Source organism: Oceanibacterium hippocampi (genome assembly GCF_900172325.1).
Lineage (GTDB): Bacteria > Pseudomonadota > Alphaproteobacteria > Sneathiellales > Sneathiellaceae > Oceanibacterium > Oceanibacterium hippocampi.
In genome coordinates this window covers 2,243,958-2,263,461 of sequence record NZ_FWFR01000001.1, presented here as the reverse complement: position 1 = coordinate 2,263,461, position 19,504 = coordinate 2,243,958, and the positions used below count along the sequence as shown (strand labels likewise).

Annotated in this window: 17 protein-coding genes; 7 read left to right on the top strand and 10 right to left on the bottom strand. The window is 68.5% G+C overall.

All coding sequences use genetic code 11. From position 1 onward, the window contains the following. Positions 1-3 precede the first annotated feature (3 nt). Positions 4-1,086, top strand: a complete 1,083-nt coding sequence (locus tag OCH7691_RS10735) for a serine hydrolase domain-containing protein (RefSeq protein WP_085883356.1) — start codon at positions 4-6, stop codon at positions 1,084-1,086. Between the two features lie 21 nt (positions 1,087-1,107). Here the strand turns inward: OCH7691_RS10735 and tenA are convergent, their stop codons facing one another. The 4 genes from tenA to cysE form a co-directional block, all read right to left on the bottom strand. Continuing rightward, the gene (tenA, locus tag OCH7691_RS10730) at positions 1,108-1,791 is read right to left on the bottom strand and encodes a thiaminase II (RefSeq protein WP_139839622.1); all 684 of its coding nucleotides are present in this window, start codon (positions 1,789-1,791) and stop codon (positions 1,108-1,110) included. A gap of 6 nt (positions 1,792-1,797) precedes the next feature. Continuing rightward, the gene (locus OCH7691_RS10725) at positions 1,798-2,127 is read right to left on the bottom strand and encodes a ferredoxin family 2Fe-2S iron-sulfur cluster binding protein (protein ID WP_085883355.1); all 330 of its coding nucleotides are present in this window, start codon (positions 2,125-2,127) and stop codon (positions 1,798-1,800) included. Between the two features lie 98 nt (positions 2,128-2,225). Beyond that, positions 2,226-3,362: a cysteine desulfurase family protein gene (locus tag OCH7691_RS10720; protein ID WP_085883354.1), complete on the bottom strand. Its 1,137-nt coding sequence runs from the start codon at positions 3,360-3,362 to the stop codon at positions 2,226-2,228. A 52-nt stretch (positions 3,363-3,414) separates the two neighbouring features. Continuing rightward, on the bottom strand, positions 3,415-4,167 hold the full coding sequence (cysE, locus tag OCH7691_RS23760; protein ID WP_085883353.1) for a serine O-acetyltransferase: 753 nt from the start codon (positions 4,165-4,167) through the stop codon (positions 3,415-3,417). A 215-nt stretch (positions 4,168-4,382) separates the two neighbouring features. Here cysE and OCH7691_RS10710 point away from each other — a divergent pair, with 215 nt between their 5' ends. Continuing rightward, positions 4,383-5,045, top strand: coding sequence for an alpha/beta hydrolase (locus OCH7691_RS10710; RefSeq protein ID WP_085883607.1), 663 nt, complete (start codon positions 4,383-4,385; stop codon positions 5,043-5,045). Here OCH7691_RS10710 and OCH7691_RS10705 read toward each other — a convergent pair. Further along, positions 5,042-6,124, bottom strand: a complete 1,083-nt coding sequence (locus tag OCH7691_RS10705; RefSeq protein WP_085883352.1) for an anhydro-N-acetylmuramic acid kinase — start codon at positions 6,122-6,124, stop codon at positions 5,042-5,044. The two genes, OCH7691_RS10710 and OCH7691_RS10705, sit on opposite strands and share 4 nt — an antisense overlap. A 77-nt stretch (positions 6,125-6,201) precedes the next feature. On the opposite strand from OCH7691_RS10705, the gene tyrS reads away from it, so the two are divergent. Further along, positions 6,202-7,455, top strand: a complete 1,254-nt coding sequence (gene tyrS / locus OCH7691_RS10700) for a tyrosine--tRNA ligase (protein WP_085883351.1) — start codon at positions 6,202-6,204, stop codon at positions 7,453-7,455. 6 nt (positions 7,456-7,461) lie between these two features. Here tyrS and OCH7691_RS10695 read toward each other — a convergent pair whose 3' ends face one another. After that, positions 7,462-10,623 (bottom strand): YhdP family protein, encoded by a 3,162-nt coding sequence (locus OCH7691_RS10695; RefSeq protein WP_085883350.1) that lies wholly within the window; start codon positions 10,621-10,623, stop codon positions 7,462-7,464. A 103-nt stretch (positions 10,624-10,726) separates the two neighbouring features. On the opposite strand from OCH7691_RS10695, the gene OCH7691_RS10690 reads away from it, so the two are divergent. Next, the gene (locus tag OCH7691_RS10690; RefSeq protein ID WP_176244996.1) at positions 10,727-13,705 is read left to right on the top strand and encodes a bifunctional [glutamine synthetase] adenylyltransferase/[glutamine synthetase]-adenylyl-L-tyrosine phosphorylase; all 2,979 of its coding nucleotides are present in this window, start codon (positions 10,727-10,729) and stop codon (positions 13,703-13,705) included. Between the two features lie 6 nt (positions 13,706-13,711). On the opposite strand, the gene OCH7691_RS10685 is transcribed toward OCH7691_RS10690, so the two are convergent. Further along, positions 13,712-15,301, bottom strand: coding sequence for a GMC family oxidoreductase (locus OCH7691_RS10685; protein WP_085883348.1), 1,590 nt, complete (start codon positions 15,299-15,301; stop codon positions 13,712-13,714). 111 nt (positions 15,302-15,412) lie between these two features. Beyond that, complete coding sequence (locus OCH7691_RS10680; protein ID WP_085883347.1) at positions 15,413-15,880, bottom strand: MerR family transcriptional regulator; 468 nt, start codon at positions 15,878-15,880, stop codon at positions 15,413-15,415. Between the two features lie 133 nt (positions 15,881-16,013). Between OCH7691_RS10680 and OCH7691_RS10675 the strand changes: the two genes are divergently transcribed. Then, positions 16,014-16,646: a cation efflux transmembrane domain-containing protein gene (locus OCH7691_RS10675; protein WP_085883346.1), complete on the top strand. Its 633-nt coding sequence runs from the start codon at positions 16,014-16,016 to the stop codon at positions 16,644-16,646. 1 nt (position 16,647) lies between these two features. Here the strand turns inward: OCH7691_RS10675 and OCH7691_RS10670 are convergent, their stop codons facing one another. Beyond that, the gene (locus tag OCH7691_RS10670) at positions 16,648-17,025 is read right to left on the bottom strand and encodes a VOC family protein (RefSeq protein ID WP_085883606.1); all 378 of its coding nucleotides are present in this window, start codon (positions 17,023-17,025) and stop codon (positions 16,648-16,650) included. 106 nt (positions 17,026-17,131) lie between these two features. Next, positions 17,132-17,950: a c-type cytochrome gene (locus OCH7691_RS10665; protein WP_245826533.1), complete on the bottom strand. Its 819-nt coding sequence runs from the start codon at positions 17,948-17,950 to the stop codon at positions 17,132-17,134. Between the two features lie 218 nt (positions 17,951-18,168). On the opposite strand from OCH7691_RS10665, the gene bcp reads away from it, so the two are divergent. Both bcp and OCH7691_RS10655 read left to right on the top strand, forming a co-directional pair. After that, positions 18,169-18,639, top strand: a complete 471-nt coding sequence (bcp, locus tag OCH7691_RS10660; RefSeq protein ID WP_085883344.1) for a thioredoxin-dependent thiol peroxidase — start codon at positions 18,169-18,171, stop codon at positions 18,637-18,639. Next, positions 18,636-19,457, top strand: coding sequence for a ferritin-like domain-containing protein (locus OCH7691_RS10655; protein ID WP_085883343.1), 822 nt, complete (start codon positions 18,636-18,638; stop codon positions 19,455-19,457). The genes bcp and OCH7691_RS10655 overlap by 4 nt, the downstream gene beginning before the upstream one ends. Positions 19,458-19,504 lie beyond the last annotated feature (47 nt).

Sequence of the window (19,504 nt, the reverse complement as noted above, 5' to 3'; positions counted from 1 at the left end):
ACCATGTCCGGAGCTTTCAGGATCCCGGTCGCAACGGCACTCCTGCCGTTCGCCCTCGGCACGGACACGGTACACGGTGAGGAACCGGTGCTGAACGGCGGGTTGAACGCGGCCTTCGCCGCCGGCGAGCTTGCCGGGCTGCATGGCATCGTCGTCATCCATCGCGGCGAGACCCTTGCCGAGGCCTTTTTCGAGGGCGCCGACGAGCGCTGGGGCGAGCCACTCGGCAACCGAACGCTCGACCCGGACTCCCTGCACGATCTGCGCTCTGTGACAAAGCCGATCGTCGGCCTGCTCTATGGCATCGCGCTCGCAGAGGGCAAGGTGCCGGAAGTCGACCAGCCGTTGATCGCGCAGTTTCCCGAATACACCGACCTCGCCGACCAGCCCGGACGCCGGGATATCCTGATCCGGCATGCGCTCTCGATGACGATGGGCACCGCGTGGAACGAGGATCTGCCCTACAGCGATCCGCGGAACAGCGAGATCGCCATGGAACGGGCCGCCGATCGCTATCGCTTCGTGCTGGACCGGCCGATGGTCGATGCCCCGGGAGCCGCCTGGCGCTACAATGGCGGCGCCGTCGCCATCATCGGCAGGCTGATCGCCGATGGAACCGGCATGGCGCTCGACGCATATGCCCGCGAGAAACTCTTCCGGCCGCTCGGCATCACCGCGTTCGAGTGGGTCAAGGGCGCGGATGGCGTGCCGTCCGCCGCCTCGGGGCTCAGGCTCCGGATCGGCGATCTCGCCCGGATCGGCCGCATGCTCAACGGGAACGGTCGATTCGACGGTCGCCAGGTCGTGCCCGCCGACTGGCTGGAGCGTACATTCACGCCGCGCGCCACGCTCGGCGACGGCCTCCGATACGGTTACCTGTTCTGGCTCGCGCCGTGGGGTCAGCCGCCAGCCTGGGCGGCCGGCTTCGGCAACGGCGGGCAACGCCTGACCGTGCAGCCGGCAATCGACCTGACGATCGTCGTGTTCGCCGGAAACTACAACGATCCCGACGGCTGGCGCCTGCCGGTGAAACTGATCGAGGAACATGTCGTGCCGGCAATCGAGAAGAGACTGGGCGCCCAATAACGCCCGCGCCCGGCACCCGCCTCACATCGCGCGGTCGAGGCCCATCTGCCAGAAGCCCGCTTCCAGCCGGGTCGCGGTGCGGAAGGTCCTGACCAGCGCCGGCATCCGGGGCCCGGTGGCGCGCTGTTCGCCGAGCCGGTTGAGCTCGGCGACCGCCGCCTCGGCGACCGGGCCATAGTCGGCGCCGGAATACATCTCGATCCAGGGCAGGTAGGGATTGCCGTCACGCTTCGTCGCCGGGTCGGCGGCCAGCCGGGCGCCGATCTCGCCATAGCCGACGACGCAGGGCGCCAGTGCCGCCATCAGGTCGAGCAGGTCGCCCGACTGCCCCCTGTCGAGGACATAGCGGGTATAGGCGATGGTCGCCGTTGCCTCCGGCAATGCCTCCAGCGCGGCGGCCGATACACCCCAGCCCGCGCAATAGTCCACATGGAGGCGCATCTCGACATTCAGCAGGCCGTCGGCGATCGCCGTGGCGGCCCGCATGCCGGCCAGGTCATCGGCCTTGTAGGCGGCCAGCGAATAGGCCCGGGCGAACTGGATGAGGAACAGGTAATCCTGCTCCAGATAATGGCGGAAGGAGGCCTCGGCGAGCGTGCCGTCGGCGAGCGCGCGCACGAAATCATGCTCGACATAGGCCCGCCAGTCGTCTGCCGCGGCCGCTTTCAGACGGGCGAACAGGCCATGCGTCGAAGGACCGGCCATGGCCGCTCAGGCCATCATGTTGTGGACTTCGGTCGGCAGGTTCACGACGAGGCCGTCGATCTCCTCGGTCACCACGATCTGGCAGCCGAGCCGCGAGGTCGGGGTCAGCCCGAAGGCGAGATCCAGCATGTCCTCCTCGTCCTCGGACGGCTCGGGCAGGCGGTCGTAATCGTCTGCGGCGACGATGACATGGCAGGTCGAACAGGCGAGGCAGCCCTCGCAGGCGCCCTCGATATCAATATTGCTGCGATGCGCGAGCTCCAGCAGGGTCTCGCCGAGCTGGGCCACGACCTCGATATGCTTGCCTTGCGGGGTGACGAAGGTGACCTTGGGCATGACGCGCTGCTATCCGGTAATGAAGGGATCGGAAACGGGCTTTCCTATCGTCCGGAACGCCCCCTGTCCAGTGCCGCCGATCAACGGGGGCGCCGCGCTCATGCCGCGCCCCGGCGGCCCGTCCGCTCGCGGAGCGCGCCCCAGGCCTCGGCCAGCCGGGCGGCATCGCCGGGCTCGCTCGCCCAGCCGAAGGAAACCCGGATCGCCGACGCGGCGAGTTCCGGATCGACCCCCATCGCCTCCAGGACATGGCTCGACTGCACCTTGCCGGACGAACAGGCGGCGCCCGCGCTGACCGCGATGCCGTCGAGGTCGAGGGCCATGATCTGGGTCGCCGACGGCATGCCGGCGAGCGCGAAGGCGGTGGTATTGGGCAGGCGTTCGGCCGTTTCGCCGAAGATCGGCAGCGCCGGGTCGAGACGCCGCAGGCGGGCCTCCAGATCGTCGCGGATCCCGGCGATCCGGGCCATGCGGTCGAGATCGCCCTGGGCGGCCCCGGCCGCGGCGGCGAAACCGGCAATCCCGGGCAGGTTTTCCGTTCCCGCGCGGCGGCGAAACTCCTGGCCGCCGCCGACCTGCAGCGGCGCGAGATCGAGATCGCCGCCGAGCACGAGCGCGCCGACGCCCTGCGGGCCGCCGATCTTGTGCGCCGAGAGCGACAGCAGGTCGACGCCGAGCGCGCCGATATCGATCGCGATCTTGCCGAAGGCCTGCACCGCGTCGCAATGGACGAGCGCGCCGCGCGCCTTCGCCAGCCTGGCGACCTCGGCGACCGGCTGGATGACCCCGGTCTCGTTGTTGGCGAGCATCACCGAGACCAGCACCCGGACCCCGTCCGCGGCATCGAGGGACCGTTCGAGCGCGGCGAGATCGATCACCCCGTCCGCCGTCACGGGAATCCGTTCGACGTCGGGATCGAGGCGCGTCGCCGGCGCGAGCACCGCGTCATGTTCGATCGCCGAAACCAGCAGGCGTTCCCGCGCCGGTCCGGCAAGGGCCAGGTGATCGGCCTCGGTGCCGCCCGAGGTGAACAGAAGATGGCGGGCCTCGGCGCCGACCGAGGCGGCGATCGCGCGGCGGGCCGCTTCCAGCCTGGCGCGCGCCGCCCGCCCCTCGCCATGGACCGAAGAGGGGTTGCCGACAGCTCCGAGTGCCTCGGCGACGGCGGCCGCCGCTTCCGGCCGGATCGGCGCGGTGGCGTTGTAATCGAGATAAACCCGCCTGGTCGAACTCATGAGAGGGTCGTCGCTCGGGTTTCGGAAAGGGCTGCCGGCGGCGCCGGTCGGATCAGAACGGGATACGGGTCCGCGATTCGCTTTCGCCCGCGCCGTTCTCGGCCGAATCGCCGACTTCCGGGTCTTCGTGCTCCCGCTCCAGCTCCTCGACACGCATCGACAGGCTCTGCACCTTGTCCATCAGCGCATCGATCATGCGGGTCACCGGGTCGGACAGATCATTCGCCCCGATGCCGTATGCGGCGAACCGCTCGCGCTCGGTCTCGCTGAGCTTGCGGCCGGCCTCGCGGGCGGCGACGCCGACCATCGTGACGCCTTCCGCGACGTCCTTCACGACGACAGCGTTGGCACCGATCCGGGCGCAGCGATTGACGGTGATCGGTCCGAGCACCTGGGCGCCGGAACCGACGATCACGTTGTCCCTGAGCGTCGGGTGGCGTTTGACGTTGATCTGGCTGGCTGAATCGACCGAGGGCGCGACACCGCCGAGGGTGACGTTCTGGTACAGCGTGACGCCGTCGCCGATCTCGGCGGTCTCGCCGATCACCACGCCGTTGCCGTGATCGATGAAGAAACGACGGCCGATGGTCGCGCCCGGATGGATCTCGATACCCGTCACGAAGCGGGCAATCTGCGAAACCAGCCGTCCGAGAAAGCGGAGATTCCGGCGCCAGAGCCCGTTGGCGAGGCGATGAAAGGCGATCGCGTGGAAGCCGGGATAGAGGCAGGCGACCTCGAAGCGTGATCGCGCTGCGGGGTCGCGTTCCATGACGGCGTCGAGATCGTCGCGGATATGCTTGAACATTCGCGCACCATTTCTGTATTCTCCCGGCCCTCTGCGGCACCGCGAGATTGGGTCCTGTTTTGCGCCCCGAGAAGTTTCATATAGAGGGAAGCGAAATACAGTCAAGCGGCGGGCGCCCGGACGCCTGACCTGATACGACACGGGAGCCTTGCGCCCAGAGGCTTCAATTGCCGGCCGCGGTCCATGCCGCCAACCAAGTGGAAGACGAGTTCCCCATGCCCGACGTAATCTTCAACGGCCCCGACGGACGGCTCGAAGGACGCTACTTTCATTCGAGCGTCCCGAATGCCCCGATCGCCCTGGTGCTGCACCCGCATCCGCAATATGGCGGCACCATGAACAACAAGATCGTCTACAACGTCTTCAGCATCTTCAAGGCGCGCGGCTATTCCGTACTCCGCTTCAATTTCCGCGGCGTCGGGCGCAGCCAGGGCGAGTTCGACAACGGTGTCGGCGAGCTTTCCGATGCCGCCGCCGCGCTCGACTGGATGCAGATGCACAACCCCAACGCGCCGAGCTGCTGGGTCGGCGGCTTCTCCTTCGGCGCCTGGATCGGCATGCAGCTGCTGATGCGCCGGCCGGAGATCGAGGGCTTCATCTCGATCGCGCCGCCCGCCAACATGTACGATTTCTCGTTCCTCGCCCCCTGCCCGTCCTCCGGCATCATCATCCAGGGCAACAAGGACCAGCATGTGCCGGAAGCCGACGCGGTGAAGCTCGCCGAGCGGCTGAAGACCCAGAAGGGGATCGAGATCACCTACCAGCGCATCGAGGGGGCCAATCACTTCTTCGAGAAGCAGCAGGACGAACTGGTGCGCACGGTCATCGGCTATCTCGATCGCCGCAACGCCCGCGCCGAGCCGCCGGTCGAAGCCTAGGCGCGATAGAGCCTGCCGCCCGGCATCGGCTCCGGCACCCCGGTGGTGCCGGGCAGGCTGAGCGGCAGGCCGCGAAGCGAGCGCACGGCAAGGAAGGCGAAGGCCTCGGCCTCGACATCGTCACCGGCCCAGCCGACCGCCTCGACAGGATCGACCGGAACCCGAAGTTTTTCCCGCAGCATTTTGAGAATGAAGGGATTTTTCCGCCCACCGCCGCTCACCAGCCAGCGTGTCGGCGGAGCCGGGAAATGCTCGAGAGCGCGCGCCACCGTCGTTGCCGTGACGGCGGCGAGCGTCGCCGCGCCATCGGCCAGCCCCAGGCCCCGGCAGGCGGCGATGTCGAAATCGTCGCGATCGAGGCTTTTCGGCGGCGGCGCCTCGAAATAGGGCTTGTCGAGATAGCCGTCGACGATCGTCCGGTCGATCCGGCCGGCCGCGGCGAGCTTGCCGTCGGCGTCCATGCGGCCGGCGCCATGGGCGGCGACCCAGTCGTCGATGAGCGCGTTGCCCGGCCCCGTGTCGAAGGCGAGCATCGCCCCGTCCCGGCCGATCCAGGTGACATTGCCGACACCGCCCAGATTGAGCACCGCGAGCGGGTGCGGCAGCTCCCGGGCCAGCGCCGCGTGATAGAGCGGCGCGAAGGGCGCGCCCTGGCCGCCGGCGGCGACGTCGGCGAGGCGAAAGTCGCCGACCACGTCGATCCCGGTCAGGCGCGCGAGCAGGTCGGGATCGCCGATCTGCAGGGTCCGCCGCTCGTCCGGGCGATGCAGCACCGTATGACCGTGAAAGCCGACGACGTCGATGTCGGGGAAGCGGCCCGCCGCGACCTGACGCAATTCGTCCACCACCTCGGCATGGCGGAGGGTGAGCAGCCGGCCGGCGTCGCCGACATCGCCGCGGGCGCCGAGCACCGCGCGCAGACTGTCGCGAAAGTCGTCGTCATAAGGGCGGCCGAGGGTCGGGCCGCGCTCGACGATGCGCTCCCCGTCGGTGACCAGGATCGCCGCATCGATGCCGTCCATGGAGGTCCCGCTCATCAACCCCATGGCGACCCGGACCTGGCTCTCCCGCTCAGCCATCGTGCGAGCCTTCCGCGAGAAGGGTCTTTGTGCTACACGACCGGCTCATTTCCCCTGTCAAGACTGCAGTCCTGTCGATGTCCAAGATTCGCTCCGAATTCCTGCGCGTGATCACCGAACGCGGTTACCTGCACCAGTGCACCGACCTGGAGGCGCTCGACGAGGCGCTGATGGCGGGTCCGCTCACCGCTTATATCGGCTTCGACTGCACCAGCACCAGCCTGCATGCCGGCAGCCTGATCCAGATCATGATGCTGCATCACCTGCAGCAGACCGGGCACCGCCCGATCGTCCTGATGGGCGGCGGCACCACGAAGATCGGTGACCCCTCGTTCAAGGACGAGAGCCGGCCGCTGCTCGACGACGCGACGATCGCCACCAACATGGCGGGTATCCGCAAGGTGTTCGACCGCTTCGTCACGTTCGGCGACGGCAAGACCGATGCCGTCATGGTCAACAACGACGACTGGCTGAGCGCCATTCAGTACATCCCCTTCCTGCGCGATTTCGGCCGCCATTTCTCCGTCAACCGCATGCTCTCCTTCGACAGCGTGAAGCTCCGTCTCGACCGCGAGCAGCCGCTCACCTTCCTCGAATTCAACTACATGATCCTCCAGGCCTACGACTTCGTGGAGCTGCTGCGCCGCTACGACTGCCGGCTGCAGATGGGCGGTTCCGACCAGTGGGGCAATATCGTCAACGGCGTCGAACTGGCCCGCCGGGTCGAGAGCCGGCAGATCTTCGGGCTGACCACGCCGCTCCTGCAGAGCGCGTCGGGCGCCAAGATGGGCAAGACCGCGTCCGGCGCCGTCTGGCTCGATGCCGAGCGGCTCTCGCCCTACGACTACTGGCAGTACTGGCGGAATACCGAAGACGCCGACGTGGGCCGCTTCCTGAAGCTCTTCACCACCCTGCCGCTCGACGAGATTGCCAGGCTGGAAACGCTGCAGGGCCAGGAGCTGAACGAGGCCAAGAAGATCCTCGCCACCGAGGCGACCCGGCTCTGCCACGGCGACAAGGCGGCGGCGGCGGCGGCGGAAACCGCGGCCCAGACCTTCGAGCAGGGCGCGCTGGCGGCCGGCCTGCCGACCATCGAGATCCCGACCGACCAGCTTCGCGACGGAGCGGTGGCCTTCGTGCTGATGGTCGAGGCCGGCCTCGCCGCCTCGAACTCCGAGGCCCGGCGCCTGATCAAGGGCGGCGGCGCGCGCCTCAACGACCGCCGGATCGAGGACGAACTGCAGGCGGTCAGCCTCGACGACGTCACCGGCGACGGCGTGATCAAGCTCTCCGCCGGCAAGAAGCGGCACGTCCTGATCCGCCCGGTCTGACGGCCGTCAGTTGCGCTGCTGCAGGGTCGGCGGCTCGACGATCTTGCCGTCGCGAGGCTCGAAGAACATCCGCCGCAGGATGCCGGGCGCCAGCGCGGACAGGGGGTTGACCTCGATCTCCGGGTTGTCGGCCGTCCCGTTCACCACGTAGGTGATGCCGAAGATGCCCTCGCCCTGGCGGCCGACCAGCAGGTCGCCGATCAGCGGGATGGCACCCAGCACCGAATTGAGCGTGTAGGACGGAATGATCGTGCCCTCGATGGCGAGCCGCTGGCCGTCGCGGGTGAAGGTCCCCTTGGCGGTGATCCCGATCGAGCCGACCGCGCGCGCGTCGTTGACGGTGATGACCCCGTCGCCATAGCTGAACGGCACCTCGGCGATGCGGAACCGGGCGCCGTCCCCGTTCACCAGGTCGGCGATGCCGCCGAGGCTCGCCACGGTCAGGACCTGCGCCAGCACCGGCGCCTTCACGACGCGGAAATCCTTGATCTCGAGCCGGCCGGTCAGCGGCTCTTCCGGCGCCGTATCGTCCTTGACGGCGCGAAGACGGAGCCGCCCCTCGACCACGTTCTCGGCGACGCCGATTGCCTTGAGCACGCCGCCGCCGTCCCCCGAATCGATGTTCAGATAGCGCTTGCCGTCCCGTGAGACGACGCCCAGCGCGACCTCGGCGCCACCCTCCAGCGTGCCCCGGACGCGCGCATAATCGATGATCTCGCCTTGTCCGTGCAGCACCACGTCGAGCGCCGTGACGTCGATATCCTCGGCCAGTCCGACGCGCGCGAAGCGTCCCGCGAGGAGATAGCGGGGGCCGTCGCCGGCCGGCTCTTCCGCCGCGGGCGGGCTGGCCGCCTCGCCGCCTTCGTCCGGCCCAAATACCGGCTTCAGGTCAAGCCGCGCGCCGGCGGCGTCGATCACGTAGGCGTCGTTCTTGCGGATCAGGTCGACGGCCAGGTCGGAGCCACCGAAACGGAGTTTCGGAAGCTGCATCATCACCAGCGTCGCATCCTCGACCCGGAAGCGGCCCTCGGCCTGAAGGTCGCCGGCCTCGACGGCGAGCCCCTCGACGGCGAGCGCCCCGTCAGGCGTCCGCAACAGCGAGAATGCCGCCTTGCCCGGGGTGCCCGCGGGCTTGCCCCAGCCGGCCTGGTCGACCGCAAGAACGGTATTCGCGAGATCCAGATCGACCGTCACAGCGACATTGCCGTCGACCCGGTCGTCGATACTGGTCGTGAGGCCGACGGAACCGCCCGCATAGGGGGCGAGCGGCAACCCGAAGGCCGCGAAGCGATCGGTCGGCACCTCGCCGGCAAGCCGGTAATGCGCGGCCACCTCGCCGGTCGCGACGAAGGGCTGTTCCCAGACGATGTCCATCGGCACGCCGAGGATGGCGGCCCGTCCCGAGAGGCCGATACGGCTCGCCCCGATGTCCAGCGTGAAGGCGCCGTCGGCGATATCGTGGCCGAGCGCGACGCCCTTCGCATCGATGCCCTCGAGCGTCGCGGTCGCCGAAATGCCGAGCATCTCGTCGGTCAGTTCGTCGATCAGCGGGAAATCGAGATTGACCGTCACCGCGCCCCGGCCGGTGACGATGCCGGCCTCCAGGCCGATCCGGGACGGCAGGCCGAGCGGCGGCCGGTCGAGCGCGGCCAGCATGGTCTCCACCGGTCCGGCGACCTGGACGCGGATCACAGCACGCTGGTCCTCGCGCCGGAAATCGCGGATCACCACCTCACTCTCGCCGACCTCGAGCCCGCCGGCCGTCGCGCCGGCGACGGCGAGGACCAGCCGGTCGATATCGAGCCGGCCATGGCCGCGGCCCTGCTCGATCGGCGGCAGCGGGTCGAAATAGCGCGCGGCGATACCGTCGAAATCGAAATCGAGCGCGACCGCGTCGGGCGCGAGCGATTGCGGGTCGTCGATGGCGCCGGCCGGCAGATCGAGTTTCAGCACCACGTTGTGCGCAGCGCCGGCGTCGAGATGGCCCACCACCCAGTCGCGCCCGTCGCGGGACACGTCGGGTGGCCAGTAACGTTTCACCTCGTCGATCGTGACCCGGTCGGCGGTCGCCTCCATCCGGATCGAGGGCGAGCGGTCGCCGTCGAACCCGACGTCGCCGGAAAAGGCGATCCGGGGACCATCGAGCGCCAGCACCGCGCGGGCGACATGAAGCGACGTGCCGCCACCGGACAGGCGGCCGGTGATGCTCGCGTTCCGGATCGTGACCGGATCGGGATAGAGGGTTTCGAGATACAGCGTCCCGGCGCCGGAGTGGGCCGCGAAATCAATGCTTTCCACGCGGCCGTCAAGGTCGATCGCGAAGCGCAGGTCGCCGGAGACCGGCACATCGATGCCGGCGACGACCGCCGGGAGGGCATCCGCGAACGGCAGAACCGACGGCCGGATCTCGCCGAAGGCCAGCGTCACGTCATAGTGGCTTTCGCCCGCCACCCAGGCCGCGTCCGCGCGGAACGGCACCAGCCCGGCGCCCGCCTCGATTTCCGCATCGAGGCCGAGCCGCAGCGCGTCGCCGGCGCGGAGGAAGCGGAGGTCGGCCTGCGGCGCCGAGATGACGCTCTCGCTCGCCTGGTCGGTGAAGGTCACGCGGCTCTCCAGGATCGAGAGCCGCTCGAGGCCCGGCCCGAGGCTTCCGTCGCCGCGGATCCCGACCAGTTCGCGCAGGAACGCCGTGGCATCGTCCCCGTCCGCCCCGTCATCGGCGCCTCTGGCGAAATCGGCGCGCCGCCCCGACCCGGCGACGGCAACGGCGATTCGCCCTTCGCGGTCGCGCAGCAGGTTGAGATCGAGCCCGACCAGGGCGGCGCTCCGCGGCACGATCCGGCCGCGCATGAGGCCGGAGGCGGCCAGCGATACCGAGAATTTCGGCACCTGCAGAACGGGTTGGCCGTGATCGTCGCGCACCGCGACGTCGCCGGCCTCGACCACGAGCGCGCGTTCGCCCGGCTCCCAGCCGAGGCTGGTCTGGCCCAGCGCGACCTGGAAGGGCGAGCCGTTCTCGGTCAGCGCTTCCTCGAGATAGGGCCCGAGGAAGTCGACCTCGATCGGTCCAAGCGCCAGGCGAACGCCGATCAGCATCGCGGCGATCATGATGCCGGCGAGGACGCCGCCGAGCATGCGCAGGAAGAACTTGGCAAAGGAGAGGATCACGCGCTTACACTGCCACCTTCATCGCGATCGCCCGGGCACGGCATCGCCAACGGATGTTGACCAACTGGGACCACTAATATCAATGCCCGAAGCCTCGCTGCTAGTGCAAACCGATGGAATTCCCGAAGCCCATGACGGGGAACGCGCCACCGACGGCCTGACCCGCTGGCGCGAGGGGGCAGACAACCTCGAGGGCGCGGCGCGCGAGGCGGCGCTGGCGCTCGCCGGCGACGCGACCGGGCAGCGCCTGCTCCGTGCGCTGTTCGGTAACAGCCCGTTTCTCAGCCACGCGGCGCTCCGCGAGATCGCCTTCGTCGCCCGCCTTGCCGCCGACCCGGTGCCGGCGGACGCCGGGGCCTTCCTGGCCGAGGCCGACCGCGAGATCCGCGCCGCCGACAGCCAGGCCGCGGTCATGCGGGCATTGCGCATCGCCAAGCGTCGGGTCGCACTGGCGGCGGCGATCTACGACATTGCCGGGGTCTGGGCGCTCGACCAGGTCACCGGCGCGCTCTCCGACCTCGCCGACCTGGCGCTCGACCGGGGCGCGGCCTTCCTGCTCGCCCAGGCGGCGTCACGAGGCCAGATCGAACTGCCCGACGGCGACGAGCCGGGCCGGCAATCCGGCCTCGCTATTCTCGGAATGGGCAAGCTCGGCGCACGCGAGCTGAACTATTCCAGCGATATCGACATCATCCTGCTTTACGATCCGGAGCGGACGCGATGCCTCGGCGACCGCCATCCCGGCGAGATCTTCGTGCGCATCGCTCGAGACCTCGTGAAGCTGCTGCAGGAACGGACCGCCGACGGCTACGTCTTCCGCACCGACCTGCGGCTGCGACCGGACCCGGCCTCGACGCCGCTGGCAATCTCGACGCTCGCCGCCATGCATTATTACGAGAGCATGGGCCAGAACTGGGAACGGGCGGCGATGATCAAGGCCCGCGCCTCGGCCGGCGACCTCGAGGCGGGCAACGCCTTTCTCGCCGAACTGCGCCCGTTCATCTGGCGCAAGTATCTCGATTTCGCGGCGATCGAGGACATCCAGTCGATCAAGCGCCAGATCCATGCCCACAAGGGCTTCGGCGAAATCCGTCTCGAAGGACACAACATCAAGCTCGGCCGCGGCGGCATCCGCGAGATCGAGTTCTTCGCCCAGACCCAGCAGCTCATCGCGGGCGGCCGCGACGCCAACTTGCGCGAACCGCGGACCTGCGACGCGATCCGGGCGCTCGCCGAAACCGGGCGCATCGACGGCACGGTCGAAACCGCGATGATCGAGGCCTATGAATTCCTCCGCCGGCTCGAGCATCGGCTGCAGATGATCAACGACGAGCAGACCCAGACCCTGCCCGCCGATCCGGAGCCGTTCCGACATCTGGCGATCTTCTTCGGGGCAGCCGACGCGGACGCCTTCCGGGACGCGCTGGAAACCGTGCTCAAGACGGTCCAGGGCCATTACGACCAGCTCTTCGAGGCCTCGCCGGCGCTCGGCAGCGCCCATGGCCGGCTGGTCTTCACCGGCGGCGACGACGACCCGGCGACCATCGAGACCCTGGCGACGATCGGCTTCGCCGAACCGGCGAAGGTCTCGACGATCGTGCGCGGCTGGCATCACGGCCGCCATCGGGCGACCCAGTCGAAGCGGGCGCGCGAGTTGCTGACCGAGCTCATGCCCCGTCTGCTGGAAACCTTCGGGCAGACCGTCAGCCCCGACGTCGCCTTCATCCGCTTCGACGATTTCCTCAGCAAGCTGCCGGCCGGCATCCAGCTTTTCTCGCTCTTCAAGAGCCATCCGGAACTTCTCGAACTGGTCGCGGAAATAATGGGTTCCGCGCCGAAGCTCGCGGCGAAGCTCAGCCGCAACACGCTGCTGCTCGACCGGGTTCTCGAATCCGGCTTCTTCGAGCCGCTGGGCGACCGGGAGGCGCTCGCTGCCGAGCTCGACGAGGACCTCGCGCTCGCCCGCGACTACCAGGACGTGCTCGATATCTGCCGCCGCTTCGCCAACGACCGGAAATTCCAGATAGGCGCCCAGATCCTCGACGCGCCGGAACGGGCCGGAACGCTCGGCGGCGCCCTGTCCGATCTCGCCGACGCGGTGCTCGGCCGGCTGCTGCCCCATGTCGAGGCGAGTTTCGCCGAGGCCCATGGCCGGGTCGCCGGCGGCGCGCTCGCGGTGATCGCGCTCGGCCGCCTCGGCAGCCGGGAAATGGCCCCGGGCTCCGACCTCGACCTGATCTTCGTCTATGACTGCGACCCCGAAGCCGAACAGTCGGACGGCCCGCGGCCGCTGGCGCCCGGCCCCTATTTCGCCCGCCTCGGACAGCGCATCATCGGAGCGATCTCCTCGCTCACCGGCGAAGGCGCGCTCTACGAGGTCGACATGCGCCTGCGACCGTCGGGCAATGCCGGCCCGGTCGCCGTCCATGTCGAGCGCTTCGACAGCTACCAGCGCAGCGACGCCTGGACCTGGGAGCATATGGCGCTGACCCGGGCCCGGGTCGTGGTCGCGCCGCAGCCGCTCCGGGAGCGCCTAGAGACGATCATCGACGAGGTTCTCGCCCTGCCACGCGACGCCGGCCGGGTCGCCGTCGATATCGCCGACATGCGGCGGCGCATCGCCGCCGGCAAGGGCAGCAACGATCCGTGGAACATCAAGTTGGTGCCGGGCGGCCTGATCGACATCGAATTCGTCTGCCAGTATCTGCAGCTCGTCCATCTGTCCAGGCATCCCGAATGCCGCAAGCGCAACACCGCCGACGTGCTGTCCGCGCTGCGCGATGCCGGCGTGCTCGCCAAAGGCAGCGCCAGGCTCCTGCTGCGGGCGCTCACCCTCTACCGCAATCTCCAGTTCCTGTTGCAGACCGGCCAGATCGGGCGCTTCTCGGAAGAGAATTCGCCGCTGGCGCTGCGCAACAAGCTGGTCCGGGCCGGCGGCGCGACCGATTTCGCCGGCCTGACCGACGCGCTGCTGCGCGCCGAGGGCGAAGTGCGGGAGATCTTCGAGGATATCATCACCGTGCCGGCCGAAGCGGCGGCCGCGGCCGAGACCGCCTCGGCGTCGGCCGGCGACGGAACCTGAGGCCGTTCAGGCGGCGACGCGGATCATCTCGGCCGCCTTCTCCGCGATCATGATCGTCGGCGCGTTGGTGTTGCCCGACACGATCCGCGGCATGACCGAGGCGTCGACCACGCGCAGTCGCTCGACCCCCCAGACCTTCAGTTCCGGATCGACCACCGCGTCCTCGCCCGTGCCCATCCGGCAACTGCCGACCGGATGATAGACGGTGTCGGCGCGGGCCCGGATCGCAGCCCGGATCGCCGCGTCGTCCTGAACGTCGGCGGTATAGAACTCGCGCCCCCGGTAGGGCGCCAGGGCCGGCGCCTCGAGAATCCGGCGCATGATCCGGAAGCCCTTGACGAGGGTGTCGAGATCCTCCTCCTCGCCCAGATAGTTCGGGTCGATCGCCGGCGCCGAGAAGGGATCGGCGCTCTGCAGATACACGGACCCCTCGCTCTTCGGCCGCAGCAGGCAGACATGGCAGCTGTAGCCGTGCCCGAGATGGAGCTTCCGGCTGTGGTCGTCGACGATCCCGACCACGAAATGCAGCTGCAGGTCCGGCCGCTCGATGGCGAGATCGCTCCGGAGGAAGGCCCCGGCCTCGGCGAAATTGCTGGTCAGCAGGCCCTTGCGCTCGCGCCGGTACTCGCCGATCGCGCGAAGCAGGATCGGCATTCCGCCAAGGGAGATACCGAAGGCATCCCGGGTCCGGCAGCGGTAGGACGTGACATAGTCGATATGATCCTGCAGATGCTGCCCGACCGACGGCAGGTCGTGAAACACCTCGATTCCGTGGCGACGCAGCATTGCGCCGTCGCCGATGCCCGACAGCTGGAGGAGCTGCGGCGACTGCAAGGCGCCGGCCGCGAGGATGACCTCGGCGCCGACCCGGATCACGCGGGTGGTGCCACCGTGGCGATAGGCGACGCCGACCGCGCGGCGACCGTCGAAGAGGATTCGCGAGACCCGGGCGCCGGTGATCACGCGCAGGTTGGCACGGTCATGCACCGGCGCCAAATAGGCGCGGGCGGCACTGCACCGCTCGCCGTCCTTCTGGGTGACCTGGTATAAACCGGCGCCTTCCTGGACCGGTCCGTTGAAATCCGGATTGACCGGCACCTGGAGTTCCCGGGCTGCCTCGACGAAGGCCCGGGAGAGCGGGTTTGGGCTCCGAAGGTCGGCGACGTTGAGCGGGCCGCCGACGGCATGGAAGTCGTCGTCGCCGCGCTCCTGATGCTCGGCCTTGCGGAAATAGGGCAGCACGTCGTGCCAGCCCCAGCCGGTGCAGCCGCCAGCCGCCCAGCCGTCGTAATCCTCGCGCTGGCCGCGGATATAGATCATCGCGTTCATCGAGCTCGAGCCGCCGAGCATCTTGCCGCGCGGCTGGTATCCCCGGCGTCCGCCGAGCCCCGGCTGCGGTAATGTCTGGAAGGCCCAGTTGCGAATCCTCGTCGGCAGAATGGCCGCGACGCCGACCGGCATCCGGACCAGCAGGCTGTCGTCGCTCTTGCCGGCCTCGATGAGGCAGACGCGCCGGCTGCCATCCTCGCTCAACCGGTTCGCCAGAACGCAACCCGCCGAACCCGCGCCGACGATCACGTAGTCAAAGTCGAACATGTGTCCCCTCCCGATCGCCCCGCGCCGGCATCGCCGACGCGGCGGCAGTCCCTGCACCTCCGACCGGTTTCTCTTATTGGTGTTTTATAGCGTCTTTATACAATCATTGCGTCAGGCAATGGAATCCTCGGCGACGGCGGTCGGACGACCATGATCCGCGTCCAGGCAATGGCCGTGCCGGGCATCCTTCAGGACCTCGATAATCCGGCAGTTGGCAACCCGGCCGCCCTGGCATTGCCGGACCATCCGCTGAAGTTCCGCCCGCAAGGCCTCGAGACGGGCGATCCGCGCCTCGACGTCGGCAAGCTGGCGACCGGCGATTCGATCGACATCGGCGCAACTCCGATCCGGTTCATCGGCGAGATCCAGCATGATCCGGATCCGCTCGAGCGGGAAGCCCAGTTCCCGGGCATGGCGGATGAAACCGAGCCGGTCCAGGGTGCGCTCGTCGTAGCGGCGCTGGTTGCCGGCCGTGCGTTCGGCGGGCGGCATCAGTCCCTGTTCCTCGTAGTAGCGGATCGTCTGGACGCTCGCCCCGGTCCGCCTGGCCAGCGCGCCGATCGAGTAATTCTTTGCCATCGTTTCTCCGGTCCCGGTACCGGCCGACGGAGAATCGGCGAATACCTCTTGAAGCTACAAGCCTTGTAGATACTACCTTGATGGCGAGGGACAAGATACGCCTTCGGAATGCAACCAGACAGAGAGTACTTTTATGGCCGGCTGCCATCACGATCACGGAAGTTTCGACGGGGCCTCGACCGCCTACCGGCGCGTGCTGTTCGCCGTCATCGCGATCAATGCGACGATGTTCGTGGTCGAGCTTGTCGCCGGGATCAGTGCCGGCTCGATGGCGCTGCAGGCCGATGCGCTGGACTTTCTCGGCGACAGTCTGACCTACGCGCTGTCCCTGGCGGTCATCGGCCGGGCCCTCGCCGTGCGTGCCCGGGCGGCGCTGTTCAAGGGCGTCTCGCTCGGCCTGCTCGGCTGCTGGGTGCTCGGCTCGACGCTCTACCGGGTCTTCATACTGGAAACGCCGGATGCGCTCAGCATGGGCACGATCGGCACGCTCGCCTTCGTCGCCAACGTGGCCTCGGCGCTGCTGCTGCTGCGCTTCCGGAACGGCGATGCCAACGTCCGCTCGGTCTGGCTGTGCAGCCGCAACGACGCGATCGGCAACGTCGCCGTCGTGATCGCGGCGACCGGCGTCTTCGCCGCCGGATCGGCATGGCCCGACCTGATCGTCGCGGCGGTGATGGCGAGCCTGTTCCTCTGGTCAGCCGTGCGGATCATCGGCCAGGCGATGGACGAGATCGCGCAGGCCAGAACGACCGCTCCCGCGGAATAGTTCAGGCGTCGTTCCAGGCCCTGGCCCGGGCCGCGAAATCCTTGCGCTGCGGGCGGACGACGCAGAAGCGGTGACCGCTCGGCGCCTCCATCACCACCCAGCGCTTGACCTCGCCGACAGGCTTCGCGCCCAGCTTCTCCAGCCGCGCGACCTCGGCCGCGATATCGTCGCTCTCGATGTCGAGATGGACGCGGCTTTCATGCTCGACTTTCTGCAGCAGGACCTTGACCTCGTCGTCCGGGCCGACAAGCGCCCGGTAGCGATCATCGCTGCCCGGCGCGAGCGAGAGACCGAGCGCTTCCGTCCAGAAGGCGGCTTCGCGGTCGATATCGTCGGACCGGCAATCGATGACGATGGCGCCGAGGCGGCTCTTGTGCATGTTTCCCTTCTCCTGATGGCGGAACCGGTTCCGGCCGACGTACATGTTCACGGTTTGTATTCGGCCGGAAACCGGTATAGCCCGATAATGACGGAATGTCTTGCCGTCAGTCGCCTGCCGGAGAGGGCAGCGGCGGCAGACTGCGCAGATAGGCGATCAGCGCGTCGATATCGGCGTCCGTCATGTTGCGGTAATATGCCGTTCCCATCGGCGGCATGATCGGCGTGCCGTCCGGGCGCGCGCCCGTCTTGAAGATCGTGCGGAGGTCGGCGTCGCTGTAATGGCCGATGCCGTCCGCGTGCGGCGTGATGTTGGCCGACACGCTGATTCCCCACGGCCCCTCGAAGCGATTGCCGCCGGCGCCAAGATGGCCCTTGGTATCCGGAACCCCGTTCACGAAGGTCGAATGGCATTCCACGCAATGGCCGAGCGGCCCGGCGAGATAGGCGCCGTAGGCCACCTTGTCCTCACGCGACGGCGTGGCAACGGTGCCGACCGGAGGGCCCCAGCTCGGCGGCAGGGGAATCCGGTAGACAGACTTCGGGACCTCGTTCCGGACCGGCGCGACAGTGCGCAGATAGGCGACGATCGCCCGGACGTCCTCGTCCGACATGCCGCGATAGAGATCGATCGGCATCGGCGGGCCGATGATCGTACCGTCCGGGCGGATGCCCTCGCGAATTGCGGCGATGATCTGCTCGTCGGTCCAGTTGCCGATGCCGGACACCGGATCGGACGTGATGTTCGGCGCGTAGGCGGTGAATTCCGGGAAATCGATGACCAGCTGGCCGGCCAGTTCCTGGCCCGCGACGGGCCCGTCCGGTCCTTGCGGGGTATGACAGTTTCCGCAGGCGACGATCGCCCGCACCAGGTAGGTTCCGCGCTCGAGCGGCGTTTCGGAAGCCGACCCGGCAAACGGGTACACAGACAACAACAACGCGATTAATACGGGAGCTGCGCGCATGGCTGCCTCCATGAGGAGAGACTTTATCGCGCAAGACGCTAGCCGCAGATCGTGCCCCCGGCAATCCTCGGAATCGCGCGGATTGACAGGGAAACACGCGTCTTTACCCTGTTTTGTGAGCGCGTTCACAGAACGCGCCCTCCCGACAAGATGGCCAGACGAGAAGGAATGACCGATCCATGACTGCTGCTCCCGGCGCGGGCGATCCCGCGCCCCGCTTCTCCATGCCGACCGATGGCGGCGGCAACGTCAGCCTCGAGGCCCTGAAGGGCACGCCGTTCGTGCTCTATTTCTACCCCAAGGACGACACCCCGGGCTGCACCACCGAGGCGATCGACTTCACCGCCAGGGCGGCCGATTTCGCCGCCCTCGGTGTCACCGTGATCGGCTGCTCGAAGGACAGCGTCGCCAAGCATGACCGCTTCAAGGCCAAGCACGGCCTTGCCGTGACGCTTGCCGCCGACGAGGACGGCAGCACCTGCGAGGCATTCGGGGTCTGGGTCGAGAAATCCATGTACGGCCGCAAATACATGGGCATCGAGCGGGCGAGCTTTCTCGTCGACGGCGGCGGCGTGATCCGCGAGGTCTGGCGCAAGGTCAAGGTCAAGGGCCATGTCGACGCGGTGCTGGCCGCGGCGAAGGCGCTTTGAGCGGAGACCTCGGGCCGGTCCGTACCGTCACCGAGGCCGCCGCCGCGGTCCTCGGCAGTGCCGAGCCCGCGACCAAGGCGGAGCGCTCCCGCCGCATGGCGTCGCTGTGGCGGGCCGGCGAGCTGGCCGTCGAGAACGGCGGGCCGCCGATGCCGGACCGCCCTGCCCGGCCGGAACGCCCGGAACTGTTGCCGCCCGGCCGGATGCCGCGACGGCGGATCGGCCGGGGGCGGGCCGGCCGTTTCGCCCTGCTTCACGCGGTCGCCCATATCGAGTTCAACGCCATCGATCTCGCCTGGGACCTGGTCGGGCGTTTTGCCGACGGCGGGCTGCCGGATCGCTTCTTTGCCGACTGGATCGCCGTCGGTGACGACGAGGCGCGGCATTTCATGCTGGTCGAATCCCGACTCAGGGCGCTCGGTGGCGGCTATGGCGACCTGCCGGCCCACGACGGCCTGTGGGAAGCGGCGGCATCGACCGCCGACGACCTGCTGGCCCGGCTCGCCATCGTCCCGATGGTGCTGGAGGCGCGCGGCCTCGACGTCACGCCCGACATGATCCGACGCCTCGATGCCGCCGGCGATACCGGGAGCGCGGCGGTGCTCAGGGTGATCTACGAGGACGAGATCGGCCATGTCGCGGCCGGACGGCACTGGTTCGAAGTGATTGCCGGCCATCGCGGTCTGCCGCCCGAAGAGACCTGGCAGGCCCTCGTCCGCGAACGTTTCCGGGGCGGCCTGAAGCCGCCGTTCAACGCCGAGGCCCGCGATCGCGCCGGTTTCCCCGAACGCTTCTGGGGGCCGCCGGCGGCATCCTGACCGGGCTCGCGTGCAGCGCGATGGACTCTTGGCCGCGCTTTCGCATA

What these genes read in the sequence shown, in the direction of transcription:
- OCH7691_RS10675 (WP_085883346.1), top strand. Translation starts at nt 16,014, where the DNA reads ATGGCCGGCTGCCATCACGATCACGGAAGTTTCGACGGGGCCTCGACC.
- tyrS (WP_085883351.1), top strand. Translation starts at nt 6,202, where the DNA reads ATGTCCAAGATTCGCTCCGAATTCCTGCGCGTGATCACCGAACGCGGT.
- OCH7691_RS10705 (WP_085883352.1), bottom strand. Translation starts at nt 6,124, where the DNA reads ATGGCTGAGCGGGAGAGCCAGGTCCGGGTCGCCATGGGGTTGATGAGC.
- OCH7691_RS10710 (WP_085883607.1), top strand. Translation starts at nt 4,383, where the DNA reads ATGCCCGACGTAATCTTCAACGGCCCCGACGGACGGCTCGAAGGACGC.
- OCH7691_RS10685 (WP_085883348.1), bottom strand. Translation starts at nt 15,301, where the DNA reads ATGTTCGACTTTGACTACGTGATCGTCGGCGCGGGTTCGGCGGGTTGC.
- bcp (WP_085883344.1), top strand. Translation starts at nt 18,169, where the DNA reads ATGACTGCTGCTCCCGGCGCGGGCGATCCCGCGCCCCGCTTCTCCATG.
- cysE (WP_085883353.1), bottom strand. Translation starts at nt 4,167, where the DNA reads ATGTTCAAGCATATCCGCGACGATCTCGACGCCGTCATGGAACGCGAC.
- OCH7691_RS10680 (WP_085883347.1), bottom strand. Translation starts at nt 15,880, where the DNA reads ATGGCAAAGAATTACTCGATCGGCGCGCTGGCCAGGCGGACCGGGGCG.
- OCH7691_RS10725 (WP_085883355.1), bottom strand. Translation starts at nt 2,127, where the DNA reads ATGCCCAAGGTCACCTTCGTCACCCCGCAAGGCAAGCATATCGAGGTC.
- OCH7691_RS10720 (WP_085883354.1), bottom strand. Translation starts at nt 3,362, where the DNA reads ATGAGTTCGACCAGGCGGGTTTATCTCGATTACAACGCCACCGCGCCG.
- OCH7691_RS10670 (WP_085883606.1), bottom strand. Translation starts at nt 17,025, where the DNA reads ATGCACAAGAGCCGCCTCGGCGCCATCGTCATCGATTGCCGGTCCGAC.
- OCH7691_RS10735 (WP_085883356.1), top strand. Translation starts at nt 4, where the DNA reads ATGTCCGGAGCTTTCAGGATCCCGGTCGCAACGGCACTCCTGCCGTTC.
- tenA (WP_139839622.1), bottom strand. Translation starts at nt 1,791, where the DNA reads ATGGCCGGTCCTTCGACGCATGGCCTGTTCGCCCGTCTGAAAGCGGCC.